This is a genomic window from Nocardia vaccinii NBRC 15922 (assembly GCF_001613305.1).
Classification (GTDB): Bacteria; Actinomycetota; Actinomycetes; order Mycobacteriales; family Mycobacteriaceae; genus Nocardia; species Nocardia vaccinii.
The window spans coordinates 85,805-103,883 of the sequence record NZ_BDCC01000020.1 but is presented as its reverse complement, the minus strand read 5'-3'; the positions used below and the strand labels follow the sequence as shown (position 1 = coordinate 103,883).

Here is an 18,079-nt window from a genome sequence, read left to right as displayed (position 1 = left end):
CTAACCCAACCGATCCGCGCCGCTCGATCGCACGTTGCCGTCCAACAGCACGCGCAGCCGGGCTCCGAGCGCATCCCAGCGCCACTGGGTGCTCACCCACTCCCGTCCGGCCGCGCCCATACCGGCCGCCGCGTCGCGATCGGACAGGATCTCCACGATCGCCTCGGTGATCTGCGCCGTCGAACGTCCGTCCACGACCCGTCCGGTCCGCCCCTCCCGCACGGTTTCCGGTGCTCCGCCGGAATTCCCGGCCACCACCGGAACACCGGTCGCCGAGGCCTCCAGGTAGACGATGCCCAGCCCCTCGACGTCCAGTCCCGCGCCGCGGGTGCGGCACGGCATGGCGAAGACGTCGGCAATCGTGTGGTGGGCGGCCAGTTCGGCCGCGGGCACCCGGCCGGTGAACACGACCTGATCGGACAGTTCCATCGCCTGCACGAGCCCGCGCAACTTCTCCTCGTACGGGCCGCCGCCGGCGATCACCAGCACCGCGCCGTCCACCCGATCCTTGATCTCGCGCATCGCCATGATCAACATGTCCTGTCCCTTGCGCGGGACGAGACGGGACAGGCACAGGATCGTCGGCCGCTCGCCGAGCCCGTAGCGGGCCCGAAGTTCCCCGCGCGCTGCCGGATCCGGACGGAAGACCTCGCTGTCCACCCCCGGCGGCAGATACTCGAGCGCCGACCGGGCGCCGAAGGCGGCGGCGAAACGCCGCCGCGTGTATTTGCTGACGTAGGTGATCGCGTCGGTGGTGTCGCCGATCGCCCGCAGCGCCTGCCGCGCGACCGGCAGCATCGACCAGCCCACCTCGTGCCCGTGGGTGCTGGCCACGATGCGCTCGGCCCCGGCGCGGCGCAGCAGCGGCGACATCGCCGCCAGCGGCGCGGCCGCACCGAACCAGACCGAATCGCACCGCTCGTCGCGCAGCAGTTTGGCCGCACGCCGCAGCACCAGCGGTGTGGGCACCATCAGCGTCGTGGGGTGACGCACGACCTGGAACGGCTGTTCGGCGTCGAATCGCAGATGCGAATCCCCGCGCCACCGCGGCGCGTACACCACCAGCTCGTCCGGCGGCAGTTGCATGGCCAGCGCATGCACATAGGACTGGATACCGCCCGGTCTCGGTGGGAAATCGTTGGTTACCAGCAGGGTGCGCGCCATGTGGGCAGTCTATTGACGTGTGCGCCCGGCACGCGGTCCGGGCTCGGCTCCCCCGAAATAGCTTGCACGGCATCCACATCCCCGCTGTGATGGACATCTGATCACCCGGCGTCGATCTTTCGCCGCGGCCGAATCCGGCCACGATGCTGGAGATCTTTCGCGTCACCGACGGGCGGATCGCCGAACTGTGGGGCGCGAAGGGGATTCGTGCCGAGTCCTGATCCGATCCGCCGGTGATTTCGAATACCGCACGGGCCCAGCGAAATCCGGTTGTCGAGCGGTTCGGCTCAGGCGGTTGCGCGGTCTTTGATCCAGTCCCGCCAGCGGGCGATGAAGTCGGTGCGGCCGAGGCCCAGGGTGCTGTGCAGGACGTTGTCCAGGGCGGGTGAATCTCGTGGTCCGGTGGCCAGGTGGCGGTAGAGGTCGACCAGCTTCGACTCGCCGAACCGCTCGGCGACGTAGGCGTTCGCCGACCAGCCCTGTTCGTAGGCCAGGTCGGCTTCGTTGCCCTGGCCCGGGGCGAACGCCGCGTCGGTGGGCAGGTCCGTGGGCAGTGCGCCGGCTCGTGCCCTCGCGGTCAGGGTCGGGGCGAGCTGGGCGAACGTGCGGCCGGTATCGCGATGCGCGGAGTACTCGGCGAAACCCTCCAGCACCCACTGCGGGGAGCCGTCCACGGTGACCGCGCGGGCAGCGATATGGGTGAGTTCGTGCCGCAATGTTTCGCGCATACCGTCGGGGCCCAGACGGCGGCCCGCGGCGGCGCTGAACACGATGCGCTGCCCGGTCGGGCGCGCGGGCGGGACGAACGGATCCGATACCGAGGCCGCCGCGACCTGATCGGAGACCTCGCCGGTGTCATGTGTCAACGCCGCGAATTCGGCGGAATCGGAGGCCACCGCGATCACCGCGTGCCGAGCCCAGTCGGTGCCCCACAACTGGGTCACCGCCGCGACCGCCGCGCCGACGTCGCCGGCCAGGGCGTCCACATCGTGGCGTTGATAGGGATGGCCGAGCACCACCGACAGCCGACCGTCCGCCGTGCAGACCTGCCGGGTGACCACGGGTGCGTACGACTCCATCGTCCGGCGCAGCTCCGGTAGCTGCGGATCGGCCGGAGCCGAGGGTACGGCCGCATCCGCGGTCGCGGGCACCGGGCGAACGTACAGCACCGATTTCGGTAGCAACACCAGCGCACCGCCGACCGCGGTCAACGCGATCACCATCGCCATCGTCGCGACGAACTCGAACCGCCGCTTGGCCGCCAACCAGTTACGAACCCGAGTCCACGCAGTCATATCAGCACGCTCGCGCTCACCTCGTTGTGATTAGGGCATCCCGATCCAGTACCGCCGCGCCCCGTAGAAGGGGAACGACCCCATCGGCGCCACCTTCACCGGGACGCCGAATGTCGAAGCATGCAAGAGGAGTCCGTTGCCCGCGTAGATCCCCACATGGGAGGCATCGGAGTAGAAGAACACCACGTCACCGGGTTGCAGCTGATCCCGCGGCACCGGGGTGCCGACGGTGGCCTGCTGCTGACTGGTCCGCGGCAGATTGATACCGACATGATGGAAAGCCCACTGCACCAAGCCCGAGCAGTCGAACTGATCCGGACCGGTCGCACCCCAGACGTACGGATCGCCGACCCGGGTCATCCCGGCGGCCAGCGCACTCGTGCCGCTGCCGGGTACCAATCCGCGCAGCAGCGCGTCGCGATCGAAGCCCGGCGGAAACAGCGATCCGGCCAGCGAGCTCTTGTCCCCCGCCGACAGCGCGCCCCAGGCCTGAATCACCTGGGCGATCGCGCCTTGCAGATCCGCGCGCTTCTTCTCCAGATCCACCCGAACCGCGTCGGCCTTCTGCGCGGCCGTGTGGGCGGCGTCGGAAGCCTTGTGTGCGGTGGACTGTGCCGCGGTGGCCGCGGCGGTCGCCTTCGTGAACTGGGCGAGTTGCTCACTGGTCTGGGCCTGCAGCACATCCAGCGTGGACATCTGATCCAGCAGTTGCTGCGGCGAATCACTGGCCAGCACCGAGAACATCCGGTTGGTGCGCGCGCCCATATAGGCGGCCATCGCCGTACGGTCAACGGCCGGTTGATATTTGCGCACCTCGGCCTGGGCGGCGTCGACCACCTGGTTGGCCCGGGTGAGTTCGCCGTCTGCCGTTCGTTCGACACCGAGTTTCGCGTCGAGGTCCTGCTGCGCGCCCAGCGCCTGCTGATTGAGCTGCTCGGATTGATGGGACAGATCGATCAGCTTCTGTACCGCATCGCTGGCGCTGGTCGGCGGCGTGACCGGTTCCGCGAAGGCACCGCCACCGGTACCCGCACCGAACATCAACGCGCCCACCGCCAATGACCCGCCCACCAGGCGTCTGGTTCGTCTGTTCCGATCGTGCGCGGTCACTGCCTGCAGGGCCCCATTCCGTGTTCCGGACTAATCATCACGAAGGTCTCGATCAGGTTACGGAACAGCGTCCCACGATGTCCAGCACAGCACAAAACGATCACAGTCTTTCCGGTGGTCAGTAGCGCCGGGCACCGGCGATGGGCATCGCGTGCAAGGGCGCGACCTTGACGGGCTGACCGTAGGTGGAGGCGTGCACGATGTTGCCGTTGCCCACGTAGATGCCCGAGTGACTGCCGCCGTAGTACGACACCACATCGCCGGGCTGTAGGTCGTTCAGGGCGACAGGGGCGCCCGCGGAGAGCTGGGCGTAACTGGTGCGGGGAAGGTCGCGGCCGGCCTGCGCGTAGGACCACTTCACCAGGCCCGAGCAGTCGAAGGCGTTCGGACCGGCGGCGCCGTAGACGTAGGGGTCGCCGACGCGGGAGAGGGCGGCGTTCGCCGCGCGCTGACCCACCGATTCGGCCGGGGCGGGCGTCGCGGAGATGCCGGGGATGACCACACCCGGCGGAATCACGTTCGGCGGAATGGCGTTTTTCGGAATCGCGCCGAGGACCTGATCGGGCACCTCGACGTTGCCGATCCCCGGAACGGTGACCGGTGCGGCCGTGGCGGGCGCGGTGGACAACAGCAGTGCGCTGAGGGTGGCAGCGCCGACGGCTCCGGCCGCAACGGCCCGGTGGGCGTGTCGCTTGATCGCCATGATGCGGTGACTCCTCATCTGCCCCGCGACGCCGCACCCGGTGGCACGTCGAACTCCGCGAGGTCCCGGCAAGATTACGAACACATAACGGTGCGTTGTAAAGCCGCGAACATGCGCAGCAGAAGTCGACAACTTTTGCGAGCATCACTTTCTGCGATATGAATCACACCAATCACGAAACCATAACAACCAGCCGCGAACTGGGCTTTCCCTCGAGCCGACGCGCCCGCGGCAGTCGAAGGCGGAATATCGGTTTCGAATCGGCCCGATCGGGAAATCAGCACGTGGCAAATGGCGCGACAACAGTGACGCGACCGTACGGTCTGCTTGCTGAATGGTTGCCGCGCGGCTCTCGAGTGTCCATGATCGCGTAAACCGCAAAATCCCGAAAAGCGGCGCGAGTGATGCCGAAACCGAATCAATGTGACGCTTACCACTTTTAGGTGTTTGGTCCGCAACCGGACCCCGCGCGTCGGGTATTACGGCCGGATCTCGAGCCGCACCGGCATTCGCGATTTCTGTCGTACCCCGCGGATACGCTGCCGCCGTGTCCGCTTCCGCCCCGCGCCCGGCCCAGCTGGCCTTCGACGATCTGGACACCCCGCTGTACGACACGACCTTCGTCGTCGTGGACCTGGAAACCACCGGAACCAGCCCGGACGGCGATGCCATCACCGAGATCGGCGCGGTCAAGGTGCGCGGTGGTGAGGTGCTGGGCGAATTCGCCACCCTCGTCGATCCGGGCCGCGCGATTCCACCGCAGGTCGTGCAGATCACCGGGATCACCACCGCGATGGTCCGCACCGCGCCGCGGATCGAGGCGGTACTGCCCGGATTTCTGGAATTCGCGGCAGGAGCGGTCCTCGTCGCGCACAACGCCCGTTTCGACATCGGCTTCCTGAAGGCCGCCGCGGCCCGGTGCGCGACCGCCTGGCCCGCCTTCCAGGTCTTGTGCACGGTGCAGTTGGCCCGGCGGATCCTGGCCCGCGACGAGGCGCCCACCGTGCGCCTGTCCGCACTGGCCGAACTGCTCGGCGCGCAGACCCGCCCCACCCACCGGGCCCTCGATGACGCCCGCGCCACCGTAGACGTCCTGCACGCGCTCATCGGCCGGGTCGGCAATCTGGGCGTGCACAGCCTGACCGAACTGGCCGACTATCTACCCGCGGCGACCCGCCGGCACCGCTCCAAACGCTTCCTCGCCGCCGATCTGCCGAGCGTGCCCGGGGTCTATCTGTTCCGCGGCCCCTCGGACGAAGTTCTCTACGTGGGTACGGCGGTGAATCTGCGTCGCCGCGTCCGCAGCTACTTCACCGGATCGGAGACCCGCCCGCGCATGCGGGAGATGGTCGCCCTCGCCACCCGTGTCGAGCACGTCCCGTGCGCGCACGGCCTCGAGGCGGGTGTGCGCGAATTGCGGCTGCTCGTCGCGCACACCCCGCCCTACAACCGGCGCTCGAAATTCCCGCAGCGCGCCTGGTGGATCACCCTGACCGACGAACCCTTCCCGCGTTTCGCCATCACCCGCACTCCGACTCGGGATGCCCTGGGGCCGTTCGGGTCCCGCGCCGCAGCCGGCGAGCTCGCGGCCACCGTCGCCGAGTACTGCGGCCTGCGCACCTGCACCGGCCGCATCCCGCGCAACGGCCGGCACGGCGCGCAGTGCCCGCCGGCGACGGTCGGCGGCTGTCCGGCGGGCAGATCCGGAACCCTCACCACCGCAAGCGAATACGCACCGGCGGCCCGCGCGGTGCGGGACCTGTTCGCGGGGCGCTCCGACCTGCCCCTGCACGCCATGCGTGAACATATCGAAACCTCCTGCACCGCTGAACATTTCGAGGTCGCCGCCCGAGTCCGCGACCGCACCGTCACGGTCGTGCGCGCCCTGCGCCGTACCCAGCGGCTCGCGGCCCTGGCCCGCATCGCCGAACTCGTGGCCGCGCGGCGGGCCGAGGCCGGCGGATGGGATTTCGCGGTGATCCGCTACGGCCGTCTGGCCGCCGCCGGAACCGCCGCCCGCGGCGTCCCGCCGATGCCTGTCGTGGACGCTCTCGTCGCGGCCGCCGAAACCGTCGTCCCCGCCCGCCTCGATTCCGCGGGCGTACCACCTCCCACCCTCCCCGGAACCGAATCTCCCGAAGACCGGCTCCATCCCCCGCTCCGCGGCGCGCCACCGGAGGAGACCGCTCTCATCGTCACCTGGCTCGAACGACCCGGCACCCGCATCGTGCACACCTCGCACGGCTACGCCGAACCTCGTTCCGGCGCAGGCCCTTGGCTGACCTGGATGGAGCGCGCCGAGGCCGCTGCCCGGACCGAATCGATCGGTCGCGACTACCTCACCAGCACCGAATCCTGATCAGCGAGGACCACCACGATCGGCAATGTCCCGGGCAGCGTCCGCGACGTCTTCCCGGAGGTGCGCACAGCACCCGATCTAGACTCACTGCATGATTACCGCGATCGTATTGATCCACGCCGACGCCGCCCGCATCCCCGAAACGGCGCAGGCGCTGGCGGATCTGGAAGGTGTGACCGAGGTGTACTCGTGCGCGGGCGATGTGGACCTCATCGCGGTGGTGCGGGTGCGCGATCACGAGCGGATCGCCGAGGTGGTCACCGGCCACGTCAACAAGACCGCGGGCGTGTTGCGCACGACCACGCACATCGCGTTCAAATCCTATTCGCGAGCCGAGGTAGAGGCCGGATTCTCCATCGGCGAATGACCCGACCGGACGTGTGACCGTCCCGGAAAGCACCTGAAAAGCAAAGGCCCCGAACCGTTTCCGGTTCGGGGCCGCGCTACCGAGTGAACTCAGTGGCCGTGCTTGCCCTCGTCGCCGCCACCCGCGATCTGATCCTGGTACTCGGCCAGGATCTCGAGCTGCTTGTGGTGCTGCTCGTTGTCGTAGGAGGTCTGCTCGGCGGCCTGAGCGGCCGGATCGGCCCGCAGGAACGAACCGGCGCCGGGCTTACCGGCCCAACCCAGCTTGTTCATCTTCTTGGGCACCGACGCGCCCTGGTACTCCAGCGGGATCGGGTGGCCGTGCGCGTCGACCGGACCCAGCGGCTGGTGCACCTCGATGTACTCACCGTGCGGCAGGCGCTTGATCACACCGGTTTCGATGCCGTGCTCGAGCACCGCGCGGTCGGCGCGCTGCAGACCCAGGCACATCCGGTACGCCAGGAAGTAGGCGATCGGCGGCGCGGTCAGCAGGCCGATGCGGAAGATCCACGTGGTCGCGTTCAGCGAGATGTCGAACTTCAGCGCGATGATGTCGTTGACGCACGCGAGGGTGAGCACCAGGTAGAACGCCAGGGCCATGGCACCGATCGCGGTACGCACCGGCACATCGCGCGGACGCTGCAGCAGGTTGTGGTGCACGTCGTCGCCGGTGAGCCGCTTCTCGATCCACGGGTAGGCGATCAGCACCACGAACACCAGACCCATGAGGAGGGCCACCCAGACCGGCGCCGGAACGGTATACCGGCCCAGATACAGCTCCCACGGCGGCATCAGACGAGCCAGACCGTCGGTCCACATCATGTAGAAGTCGGGCTGCGAACCAGCGGAGACCTGGGACGGGTTGTACGGACCCAGGTTCCAGATCGGGTTGATCTGCAGGACGCCACCCATGATCGACACGATGCCCAGGGTGAACATGAAGAACGCGCCCTGGTCCGCGGCGAACACCGGCACGATGCGCGCACCGACGACGTTCTTCTCGGTCCGGCCCGGCCCGGGGAACTGAGTGTGCTTCTGGTACCACACCAGTGCCACGTGCGCCGCGATCAACGCCAGCATGATGCCCGGGAAGAGCAACACGTGGGCGATGAACAGACGCGGGATGATGATCGTGCCCGGGAAGTCGCCGCCGAAGATCAGCCAGTGCATCCAGGTGCCGATCACCGGAATACCCATGGTGATACCGCCGAACGCGGCCCGCAGACCGGTACCCGAGAGCAGGTCGTCCGGCAGCGAGTAGCCGAAGAAGCCCTCGAACATCGCCAGGATCAGCAACAGCGAGCCGATGACCCAGTTCGCCTCGCGCGGCTTGCGGAACGCACCGGTGAAGAAGATGCGCAGCAGGTGGATGATGATCGAGCAGGCGAACAGCAGCGCGGCCCAGTGGTGCACCTGGCGCACGAACAGACCGCCGCGCACCTCGAAGGTGATCTGCAGCGCCGACTCGAACGCCCGAGACATGGACACACCGCGCAGCGGCTGGTACGCGCCGTTGTAGACGACCTCGGTCATCGACGGATCGAAGAACAGCGTCAGGTAGACACCCGACAGCAGCAGGATGATGAACGCGTACAGCGCGATCTCACCGAGCAGGAACGACCAGTGGGTCGGGAAGACCTTGTTGATCGAACGCTTGACGAACGCCGCAGCGCGGTACCGCTCGTCCATCTCGTTGGCCTGTACGGCCGCTTTACTCGGGCTCATTCCTGCACCTCGCTAGCGCTCGGCACAGAAATGCGCCCAGCGCGCTGTGTTGATGATTCGGTCGCAAGCTCCCTCATGAACGACGCTCCCAGTAGGCCGGGCCGAGCGGCTCGATGAAATCGCCGTTGGCGACCAGGAAGCCCTCGGTATTGACGGTGATCGGCAGCTGCGGCAGAGCTCGCGCGGCAGGGCCGAAGATCGGCTTACCCCAGTGCAGGGCGTCGAACTGCGACTGGTGGCACGGGCACAGGATGCGGCTGTCCTGCTGCTCGAACAGCGAGGTCGGGCAGCCCAGGTGGGTGCAGATCTTCGAGTAGGCCCAGTAGTCGCCGAAGTTGAAGCTCTCCTGGCCCCGGCGCTTGACGGCCTTGGCCGCGTCCTCGGGACGGAAGCGGATCAGCATGACCGCGTTGCGGACGCCGCGCAGCGACTGGAGGGTGTCCTCGGCGTTACCGCGCCACTCCTCTTTCCAGGGGAACACCGTCTCCATGCCGCCCGCGTTCAGGTCCTCCGCGCGCACCAGCACGATGTCCTCCGGGCGGCCGGTGTCCTTGCGCAGGTAGACGGTCTGACCCGGGTAGTCCGGGGTCCAGCCCGACACCCACAGCGGCGACTTCTTGCCCTGCGCCCACGGGTTCTTGATCAGACCGCCGACGAAGACGAACAACGCGCCCACACCGAGTACACCCAGGCCCAGGCCCGCGGTGCGGGTGATCAGCTTGCGGCGGCCCAGGGTGGAGGTGTCCAGCGCGTCGCCCAGTTGAGCGCCCAGCGTGCGACGCTCCACCTCGGGCGAGGGGCCGTCGTGCCGCGTCTGGATCGCGATCTCCGGCGGGATGAACTTCTTGCGGATCAGCACCATGGCGACGCCGATGGCCAGCACCGCGACGCCGAGCAGCAGCCCGTACAGCGGCGTGGTCAGCGAGTAGATGCCCGCACCGGACTCGTCGCGGCTCTTGTACTGCCACGGCCAGAACAGGAAGACCCCGATCAGCGCCAGACCGGCCAGGGTCGACACGACGAACCAGAACGCCACCTGCCGCTCGGCCCGCTTCTCCGCGCGTGTGCCCGGAACCGGCCAGCGCGGAGCGCGGTAGACGACATCGACGCCGTCCCGCTTGGTGCCGAGTTCGACCAGCTCGTCGCGGGACATCGCGTCGAGCTGCTCCTCGCTCGGGTTCAGCTCGTCGGGGGAATTGGCGGAACTGCCACCGGCGCCTGAATTGACGGCACCGCCGTCGTCCGGCCGACCCATGTCGTCGTTCTCCTTGTCTGTCATGAGCGGGATCCGATCCACATCGCCGCACCGACCACACCGACGATGCCGATGACCCACATGGCCAGGCCCTCGGTCGCGGGACCGAAACCGCCGAGGCCGTAGCCGCCTTCGGGCGCGGACTTGGTGCGGTTCTTGATGTAGGCGATGATGTCGCGCTTCTCGTCCGGAGTCAGCTGCCGGTCGGAGAACTTCGGCATGTTCTGCGGACCCGACAGCATCGCGGTGTAGATCTGCTGTTCGTTGGCCGGAGCCAGCGGCGGGGCGAACTTACCGGAGGACAGCGCGCCGCCCTTGCCGGTGAAGTTGTGGCAGGACGCGCAGTTCATCCGGAACAGCTCACCGCCGACGCCGAGGTCGGCGCCCTTGGTCAGCGACTCCTGGGCGATCTTGCCGTCCGGATCGCGAACCACCGACGGACCGCCGCCGTTGGACGCGATGTAGGCCATCAGCGCGTCGGTCTGCGCCTCGTCGAACTTCGACTCCTTGCGCACGATCTGCGCGGAGTTCGAGGGCGCGGGCATCCGGCCGCTGGAAACCTGGAAGTACACCGCGGCCGAACCGACGCCGATCAGGCTCGGGCCGCGATCCTGCACACCCTGCAGATTCGCACCGTGGCAGGTGATGCAGGAGGTGTCGTAGAGCTGCTTGCCCTGACGGATCAGGGCGGACTGATCCTCGTCCGCGGTGGCGACCTGCGCGTGCGGGGTCAGTGCCGAGGCAGCGAAGCCGGCTCCGACCAGAGCCATCAGAAGAACCAGCCCGCCGGCCAGCTTCCGGCGCATCCGGCGCTGCTTGCGGGTCTTGGTGGCCTGCGGATTCCCCGACCCGCTGTGGGGCTCTTCAGGCACTGACGGGGGAGATGAACTCATCTGTGTCCCTTTTGGAGTAGACGGAACCGACTGATGCTCTTGTTGGGCGCCGGGCTAGCGGACGAAGTAGATCGTGGCGAACAGCCCGATCCAGACGATGTCGACGAAGTGCCAGTAGTAGGAGACGACGATCGCCGCGGTGGCCTGCGCCGGAGTGAACTTGGAGACCTTCGTGCGGATCAGCAGGAAGATGAACGCGATGAGACCGCCGATGACGTGCAGACCGTGGAAGCCGGTGGTAATGAAGAACACCGAGCCGTAGACGCTGCTCGAGATCGAGGTGCCCTCGCTGTAGAGGCCGTGGTACTCGGTGCCCTGGCCGAGCACGAAGAACAGGCCCATGAAGAAGGTCAGGACGTACCAGCGCCGCAGGCCGAACACGTCGCCCTTCTCCGCGGCGAACACCCCCATCTGGCAGGTGAACGAGGACGCGATCAGCACGGCCGTGACCGGTACCGCGAGCTTCATGTCGAGCTCGGTCGGCTCCGGCGGCCAGTTGCCGTGGGCCTGCGCGCGAGCGACGAAATACATGGCGAAGAGGCCGGCGAAGAACATCAGCTCGCTCGACAGCCAGATGATGGTTCCGACGCTGACCATGTTGGGCCGGTTCAGCGAGTGCACACGCTGGGTTATGGCCGATCCTGGTGTCCCTACTGCGGTCGTCACGCCGGTAAGTATGACTCGTCGTAGTACGACGGGAGTATTCGGGTGCGAATCTTGCTCTTCCGTGTCGGAATCGACAGGGCGCGACCGAGTCTCACCACGGTCTCGGCGTGTCCCGCACGGTAGTCGATCTTGCCAGGTCGCGGCGGTTTCCGAAGCTTTGGAATGCGCTCGGGCGGCCCGATGCGCCTCGCGCGGGCGCGATTTCTATCGTGGTGTTCCGGACGCGCGCAGCGTCGATGAACCGAGACGATTGCGGTACGGAGGTCGGTATGGGATGGCGATCGGCATGGCGGCGCTGGACCGGTCGCGGCGGGGTCGCGGGGTGGGATCCGGAGCGCGCGGATCTGATCGTGGTCGTATCGAGTTTCGATGACGCGGAATCCTGTTCGGCCGCGCTGGAGCGGGCGGCGCAGCAGTGGGTCCCCGAGGTTCCGGCGATGCTGCGGCATCACCTGCGGATCCCGGCCGAACACGTGGCGGCGGTGAGCGCGCTGGCCGCGCAGGACGGCTACTCCCCCGCCGAACCCGGGGAGACGGCCCCTGCGACAGCGGATCTGCTGTTGCAGCGGGTGCAGATCCTCGATGCCCTGCACTGTTCGCAGGAACGCGCACGCATGGCGAGTCTGGCGCAGCGTCACGACGGCACCGCCGTGGGCTGGGACGCCCTGCAGCCGCCGCGGTCCTGATCGTCCGGGTGGCCGCGCGGAGAAATAACTCGACCCGCCCCATTAGGCTGATTGTCCGATAGCCGGGATGCGGCACATGCGACAGGAGAGGCTGATGAGCGCGCGCAGCTGGCCCCAGATTCTCGGGGCCCTGACCGACGGGGTCGATCTGACCACGGAGGAGACCGCGTGGGCGATCGATGAGATCTTCTCCGACAACGCCACTCAGGCGCAGATCGCCGCGTTCGGCGTCGCGATGAAGATGAAGGGCCCCACTCCGGCGGAGCTGGCGGGACTGGCCGACGCGATGCTCGGACTGTCCCGGCGGGTGCCGATCGAGGGCCCGGCGATCGATATCGTCGGCACCGGCGGCGATCGGTCGGGCACGGTCAACATTTCCACGATGTCCTCGATCGTGGTGTCGGCGGCCGGAATTCCGGTGGTCAAGCACGGTAATCGGGCGGCCTCCTCGAAGAGCGGCGGCGCGGACGTACTCGAGGCGCTCGGGGTGAAGATCGCGCTGGGCCCGAAAGCGGTGGCGCGGTGCGTGCGCGAGGTCGGCATCGGATTCTGTTTCGCCCCGATATTCCATTCCGGCCTGCGTTTCGCCGGACGCGCCCGCGCCGAGATCGGTATCCCTACCGTCTACAACGTGCTCGGCCCGCTCACCAATCCGGCCCAGCCGCAGGCCGGGCTGATCGGCTGCGCCTTCGCGGACCTGGTCGGCGTGATCGCCGGCGCGTTCGCCGAACGCGGCAAGAACGCCTTGGTGGTGCGCGGTAACGACGGACTGGACGAGATCACCACCGCCGATACCACCGATGTCTGGGTGGTCACCGGCGGCGGCGTATCCGAGACGACCGTCGATCCGACGCGCCTGGGTATCGAGCGGGTCCCGCCCGAGGCCCTGCGCGGCGGCAACGCCGAAGTGAACGCCGCCATCGCCCGCGAGATGTTCGCGGGCGCTCCCGGTGCGGTCCGCGATGCGGTCCTGCTGAACTCCGCGGCCGCGATCGTGTCCTACGAGCTCACCCCCGAATCGGCGCGCGGCGATATCCACGATGCACTCGCCGCGTCGCTCACTCGCGTCGCGAACGCGGTGGACAGCGGTGCGGCCGCGGATCTATTGGCGCGCTGGGCGGCGCTGAGCAACGAGCTCGGCGACGACTGACCGGTCCCCGAAGGGTACGAACTCGGGCCGAATCACGGTTGTCGACAAGGGGATTCGCCCTCCGGTCTGGGATTATGCACAGATTTGCTTCGCGTTCTTCGGAATTCGGCGCGGATTGACGGCATCGATGGTGAGGGTACGAGTTTCGGGGTGATCATCGAAGGGCATTGCTCACCCTGGCAGTGGCAGTCCTCCCGGGAGGTCCGATGTTCATCCGGTTCCGTACTGGCCCGCATTCCCGCCGACGCACCGTAGCGACCACGCGAGTACTGCTCGCCGCCGCCGCGACGACGATATTCGGGGCCGCCGGACCCGCGGCCGCCGATCCCGTTCCCCCGAATCCGCTCGCGAACATCCCCGCCGATGTGCTCGCGGCATTGCACACCACGGCGGTTCCACTGCCCGGACTGTCGCTGACCGCCGGGTACGGCGCCGATACCGCGATCGTGATTCTCGGTTACGGCCTGCAGCCGGACGGCAGGATGCGGCCCGAGCTGATCCAGCGGCTCGAGGCCGGATACGTGCAGGCGATCCTCGCACCCGCGGCGCCGGTGATCGTCACCGGCGGTAATCCGCACCACGGCGTCACCGAGGCGCAGGCGATGGCCGGATGGCTGATCGCACACGGTATTCCGCGGAGCCGCATACACGCCGAGACGCGTGCCGAGACGACCGTGCAGAACGCGAAGTACTCCCATCATGTGATGGACACCATCGGCGCGCGCCGCGCGGTCGTGGTCACCTCCTCGAACCACGTCGGCCGCGCCGTCGGCGATTTCGTCAGCGCGGGCGTCCCGGTGATCGGCACCCTCACCCCGGATCAGGCTCCGCTGCGGGTGATTCCGTTCGGGCCGCGATGACCGCCCGGATCAGGACAGGTAGCGGGCGATGCTCTCGGCGATACAGGCCGGTTTTTCCGCACCCTCGAGTTCGATGGTGACGGTGCGTTCGGCCTGGATGCCGCCAGGAATCTCGCGGACCGCGGCCAGGCTGACACGGGCGCGGATGCGGCCGCCCACCGGGACCGGGGTGATGAACCGGACCTTGTTGAGCCCGTAGTTGATTCCCATCCGCACCCCGCCGACGCTGGTCGCCTGATTCACCAGCGGCACAGACAGCGACAACGTCAGGAATCCGTGCGCGATGGGCCCGCCGAACGGTCCCTTCGCCGCCTTCTCCGGATCGACGTGGATCCACTGGTGATCGCCGGTGGCGTCGGCGAAGGTGTCCACGCGCTGCTGATCGATCGTCATCCAGTCGCTGACACCGATCTCGGTGCCCACGGCGGCGGCGAACTCTGCCAGATTCGCGAACTCGGTCATATGGAACGCTCCTTCGGTTCTCGGCCCATCACGTTAGCCAATCACGGCGAACTCGGGGACCGGCGAGCGCCGCGTCCAGCAGAGTCTCGGCCGCCGCGCGAGCATCGGCCCCCGCGGCGCCGTCACCATCGTGTCGCAGAACGAATCACGCGATGTCGTCCGACGACACCTCGAGCGGGAACAGAATCGGGCTGAGCAGGTACTGCGCCCTCCCGGGGCCGGGCTTGTTGTCCAGCCGCGGCGCGATGGCCCGGCGCAGATCCAGGATCAGCTGCTCGAGCTCCGCGGGATCGAGCCAGAGCGCGTGCTGGCGGTAGCCGACCAGATCGGTCGTCGGATCGGCGGTGTCCCGGTCCAGGTACGCGGCGAATTCGGCGAGCAGCACGGCCATCGCGGTGACGAACACCCGCCGGTGGTCCTCGACGGTGGCGGCGGCCGCGTCCTCGGCGCTGATCGTCGCGCGGTCCTGCCGCAGCCGATAGTGACGTTCCACCGCGCCGCGCACCCGCCGTTCCTCGGCCACCGCCAGAATTCCGGCCGCGGCCAGCGCCTCGACGTGGCGGTACACCATCGCCTTGGAGATATCGGGCAGCCGATCGCGGAGCTGGGCAGTGGTGAGGGTGCGCTCGCCGCGCAACGCGTGCACGATCCGCAGCCGCGCCGGGTGCGCCAGCAATTCCATTCCGTCCACTGCCCAATATTCTCATAACTTGCTATCATTCTCATCTTATGAGAAAGGTTGGCCGATGATGGCGCACACGATGTCCGAGACTGTGGCCGCGACGGTGGTGGAATTACTTCGCACGGAACGATTCGGCGAGCTCGAGGCGCTGTTCGCACCCCGTCTCGCGGCCGCCGTATCGGCCGAGACCGTCCGGGCGGCCTGGGCAGAACAGGTCACCCGACTCGGCGCGATCGACGAACTCGGCGCGGCGACCACCCGACCACGCGACGGCGGACTCACCCTGGTGATCGTGCCGGTGCGCTGCGAGCGCGGGAGCCTGCACATCCGCCTCGCCGTCGACGCCAACGGTCGATTGCACGGCTTCCGGATCGCCGCGTCATCCGAATCCGATTGGACGCCACCGCAATACGTTTCGACGCGCCGTTTCACCGAGCGAGCGGTCACCCCCGGGCCCGAGTCGCGTGCCGTCCCCGGCACACTCACACTGCCGAAAGGGCTGCGTGGCGGGCCCGGCGTCGTACTCGTCGCGTCCGGCCCGAGCGACCGGGACGTCACCACCGGGCCGAACAAACCGTTCAAAGATCTCGCCTGGGGGCTGGCCAGTCGCGGAGTCGCGGTGGTGCGCTTCGACAAACTCACGCTGGTACACCCCGAGCTCGGCAGCGAGCCCGGATTCACCATGGTCGAGGAATATCTGCCGGATATCCGCGCGGCGGTCGATGTGCTGCGGCAGGATCCGCACGTGGATCCGGACCGGATATTCCTGGTGGGGCACAGTGGTGGCGGCAAAGCCGCGGTCCGGGCCGCCGCGGCCGATCCCTCGATCGCCGGGGTGGCGATCCTGGCCGGTGACACCGTGCCGCTCCCCCGGGCCGCGTTGCGCGTATTCGAGTACCTGGCCGGTCTCGACACCGCCCCGGACATGACGGGAACCCTCGACGCCGCCGCCATCACGGTCGCCCGAACCGAGGACCCGGACCTCTCACCCGACGCACCCGCCGCCGACCTGCTGTTCGGCTGGCCCGCGTCGTACTGGCTGGATCTGCGCGCCTACGACCAGGTGGCGACGGCCGCGGACCTGCACCGCCCGGTCCTGGTCCTGCAGGGCGGCCGCGACTACCAGGTCACCGCCGCCGACGACCTGCCCGCCTGGCGCGCCGGACTGGCCGCGAATCCGGCCGCGAGCATTCGCATCCTCGACGCGGACGACCATATGTTCTTCCCCGGCACCGGGCCGTCGACTCCGGCGGATTACCAGGCACCGCGCCACGTCGACCCGGCGGTCGTGGCCGCCATCGCCGAGTGGGTCGCCCCCGGCCACAAACGCAGCCCGTTCGGCCGTCTGCTGACCCGCCTCGCCCGCTGACCACCGCGCTCGAGCCGATTGCCTCGGCCGCAGGGCGGCGCACGGAACCGCTGTCACACAGGCGATCCCGCGGATGTCGTGACCGGCCGGATACCGCCCCCGGCCGGGTAGAAACCTTCGGCGAGGCGCTATCGAGACTTGCCCGGTCGTGAGAACGCCGGCAGTCGATGAGCGAGAACGTTGTCGCCCGGGGGGGAAACCGCTCGAGGAAAAGCTCCGGCGAAATGCGCAGGTGCAGATCTATATCCAGCGCATTTGAATGGGTGCTGAACGAACGCGCCCCTGCCAGCGCGACGCCGCGCGCCGCGGTGATCGGCTGCAACTGCTGCGACGTCAGCGCGGGAACTGGACCAGGACGCGCATACCGGCGGGCTCGAGCAGTACGACGGTGGGGGTGAGGTCCGAACCGCATTCGTGTGGCTCGCGGACCAGATCAGCAAGGACGCCCGCGGCATCGGAATCGGCTCGGGCGAAGTAGAGGTGGTCCTCGCACGGGAAGGCCGCGACGAAACGGTCGCCGCCGATCAGGCCGGCCACCCGAGCGGTGAAGCCGGGAATGGCCAGCGCGGCGGCGGGCAGGTGGCGTGAGTCGACGCCCTGGAAGTGCACGACGCGTTCGCGGGCGGATTCCCCGCGCAGGACCGTGCGCAGACCCTCGCCCAGGTTCGCGTTGGCCTCCGCGAGCACGTCCTCGAACGTGAAACCCGCGTCCTGCACCTGCTTTTCGAGCACCCAGTGCATGCCGAGCGAGCCCTGCGGCGTCGGTGCGACACCCGCGACCACGACATACAGCTGCCCGGGAATCAGCTCGCGGGAGGCCATCAGCGGCGGCGGCTCGGACGCGGTGCGCAACATCGGAATCATCAGCGGCTCATCCGAACCGGCTTCACGATCGGACCGATTCGCGCGCTGCAACTCCTCCTGCTCGAGCTGCCGCTCGGCCTCCTGCCGGGCCCGCTCCGCAGCGGCCAGGGCTTGATCCCAGCCGTCCGGTTCGGGCCGGCTGAACGCCGCGGAGACCTCCCGCAGGTTCGGGAAGTTCTTGCGCAGGAATGTCTCGTCCGCCTCGGTGGGCGCCCAGTCCGAGGCGATGCCGGTGACCGATTCGGCGGTCATCCCGTGCTGGCGGATCACCGTCCGCCAGGCCTGCCGGTACCCGTCCTCGACCAGCACCGGAACGGTCGTATCGGCCATCTTCCCGGAATCGCCGTACCGGAAGATGACGATATTGACCTCGTCACGCACAGCCTCACTCACCACAATGTCCTCCGGCCCCGAATCCGCCCACAACAAAGGCGATTTCGGAACTTAGGCGATATCCGCTGGACACGCCA

The 18,079-nt window shown here is 68.2% G+C and carries 17 protein-coding genes and 1 pseudogene; 6 read left to right on the top strand and 12 right to left on the bottom strand.

Annotation, left to right across the window (positions count from 1 at the left end):
- The 4 genes from NV1_RS16510 to NV1_RS16495 all read right to left on the bottom strand — a co-directional run bounded on the left by NV1_RS16510 (position 1) and on the right by NV1_RS16495 (position 4,272).
- On the bottom strand, positions 1–1,164 hold the full coding sequence (locus tag NV1_RS16510) for a glycosyltransferase family 4 protein (RefSeq protein ID WP_067892138.1): 1,164 nt from the start codon (positions 1,162–1,164) through the stop codon (positions 1–3).
- A gap of 287 nt (positions 1,165–1,451) precedes the next feature.
- The gene (locus NV1_RS16505) at positions 1,452–2,459 is read right to left on the bottom strand and encodes a hypothetical protein (protein WP_067892135.1); all 1,008 of its coding nucleotides are present in this window, start codon (positions 2,457–2,459) and stop codon (positions 1,452–1,454) included.
- Between the two features lie 30 nt (positions 2,460–2,489).
- A complete protein-coding gene (locus tag NV1_RS16500) occupies positions 2,490–3,500 on the bottom strand; it encodes an NlpC/P60 family protein (protein ID WP_084525459.1) in 1,011 nt (336 codons plus the stop codon).
- A 187-nt stretch (positions 3,501–3,687) separates the two neighbouring features.
- Positions 3,688–4,272 (bottom strand): C40 family peptidase, encoded by a 585-nt coding sequence (locus tag NV1_RS16495; protein WP_067892246.1) that lies wholly within the window; start codon positions 4,270–4,272, stop codon positions 3,688–3,690.
- A gap of 547 nt (positions 4,273–4,819) precedes the next feature.
- Between NV1_RS16495 and NV1_RS16490 the strand changes: the two genes are divergently transcribed.
- Together NV1_RS16490 and NV1_RS16485 are read left to right on the top strand one after the other, a co-directional pair.
- A complete protein-coding gene (locus NV1_RS16490) occupies positions 4,820–6,631 on the top strand; it encodes a DEDD exonuclease domain-containing protein (RefSeq protein ID WP_067892134.1) in 1,812 nt (603 codons plus the stop codon).
- A 91-nt stretch (positions 6,632–6,722) separates the two neighbouring features.
- Positions 6,723–6,998, top strand: a complete 276-nt coding sequence (locus NV1_RS16485) for an Lrp/AsnC family transcriptional regulator (protein ID WP_067892132.1) — start codon at positions 6,723–6,725, stop codon at positions 6,996–6,998.
- Between the two features lie 89 nt (positions 6,999–7,087).
- Here the strand turns inward: NV1_RS16485 and qcrB are convergent, their stop codons facing one another.
- The 4 genes from qcrB to ctaE form a co-directional block, all read right to left on the bottom strand.
- On the bottom strand, positions 7,088–8,722 hold the full coding sequence (gene qcrB / locus NV1_RS16480) for a cytochrome bc1 complex cytochrome b subunit (protein ID WP_067892130.1): 1,635 nt from the start codon (positions 8,720–8,722) through the stop codon (positions 7,088–7,090).
- 73 nt (positions 8,723–8,795) lie between these two features.
- Positions 8,796–10,001 (bottom strand): cytochrome bc1 complex Rieske iron-sulfur subunit, encoded by a 1,206-nt coding sequence (gene qcrA, locus NV1_RS16475; protein WP_174557452.1) that lies wholly within the window; start codon positions 9,999–10,001, stop codon positions 8,796–8,798.
- Positions 9,998–10,870, bottom strand: coding sequence for a cytochrome bc1 complex diheme cytochrome c subunit (qcrC, locus tag NV1_RS16470; RefSeq protein WP_067892128.1), 873 nt, complete (start codon positions 10,868–10,870; stop codon positions 9,998–10,000). Before qcrC ends, qcrA begins: the two co-directional genes overlap by 4 nt.
- Before the next feature lie 54 nt (positions 10,871–10,924).
- The gene (gene ctaE, locus NV1_RS16465; RefSeq protein WP_084525441.1) at positions 10,925–11,536 is read right to left on the bottom strand and encodes an aa3-type cytochrome oxidase subunit III; all 612 of its coding nucleotides are present in this window, start codon (positions 11,534–11,536) and stop codon (positions 10,925–10,927) included.
- A gap of 269 nt (positions 11,537–11,805) precedes the next feature.
- Between ctaE and NV1_RS16460 the strand changes: the two genes are divergently transcribed.
- The 3 genes from NV1_RS16460 (at position 11,806) to NV1_RS16450 (ending at position 14,232) form a co-directional block, all read left to right on the top strand.
- Positions 11,806–12,222: a hypothetical protein gene (locus NV1_RS16460; RefSeq protein WP_067892124.1), complete on the top strand. Its 417-nt coding sequence runs from the start codon at positions 11,806–11,808 to the stop codon at positions 12,220–12,222.
- Positions 12,223–12,316: 94 nt separating this feature from the next.
- The gene (gene trpD / locus NV1_RS16455) at positions 12,317–13,372 is read left to right on the top strand and encodes an anthranilate phosphoribosyltransferase (RefSeq protein ID WP_084525457.1); all 1,056 of its coding nucleotides are present in this window, start codon (positions 12,317–12,319) and stop codon (positions 13,370–13,372) included.
- 206 nt (positions 13,373–13,578) lie between these two features.
- Entirely contained in the window at positions 13,579–14,232 is a 654-nt protein-coding gene (locus NV1_RS16450) for a YdcF family protein (protein WP_084525456.1), read from the top strand.
- A gap of 9 nt (positions 14,233–14,241) precedes the next feature.
- On the opposite strand, the gene NV1_RS16445 is transcribed toward NV1_RS16450, so the two are convergent.
- Both NV1_RS16445 and NV1_RS16440 read right to left on the bottom strand, forming a co-directional pair.
- A complete protein-coding gene (locus tag NV1_RS16445) occupies positions 14,242–14,694 on the bottom strand; it encodes a MaoC family dehydratase (protein WP_067892120.1) in 453 nt (150 codons plus the stop codon).
- Between the two features lie 145 nt (positions 14,695–14,839).
- Positions 14,840–15,376, bottom strand: a complete 537-nt coding sequence (locus NV1_RS16440; protein ID WP_245713760.1) for a helix-turn-helix domain-containing protein — start codon at positions 15,374–15,376, stop codon at positions 14,840–14,842.
- Positions 15,377–15,455: 79 nt separating this feature from the next.
- Between NV1_RS16440 and NV1_RS16435 the strand changes: the two genes are divergently transcribed.
- Positions 15,456–16,745: an alpha/beta hydrolase gene (locus NV1_RS16435; protein ID WP_218027033.1), complete on the top strand. Its 1,290-nt coding sequence runs from the start codon at positions 15,456–15,458 to the stop codon at positions 16,743–16,745.
- Between the two features lie 199 nt (positions 16,746–16,944).
- Here NV1_RS16435 and NV1_RS45705 read toward each other — a convergent pair.
- Positions 16,945–17,031, bottom strand: a pseudogene (locus NV1_RS45705) (hypothetical protein); the annotation flags it as partial.
- Positions 17,032–17,078: 47 nt separating this feature from the next.
- Positions 17,079–18,002, bottom strand: a complete 924-nt coding sequence (locus NV1_RS16430; RefSeq protein WP_157117035.1) for a hypothetical protein — start codon at positions 18,000–18,002, stop codon at positions 17,079–17,081.
- Between the last annotated feature and the right edge of the window lie 77 nt (positions 18,003–18,079).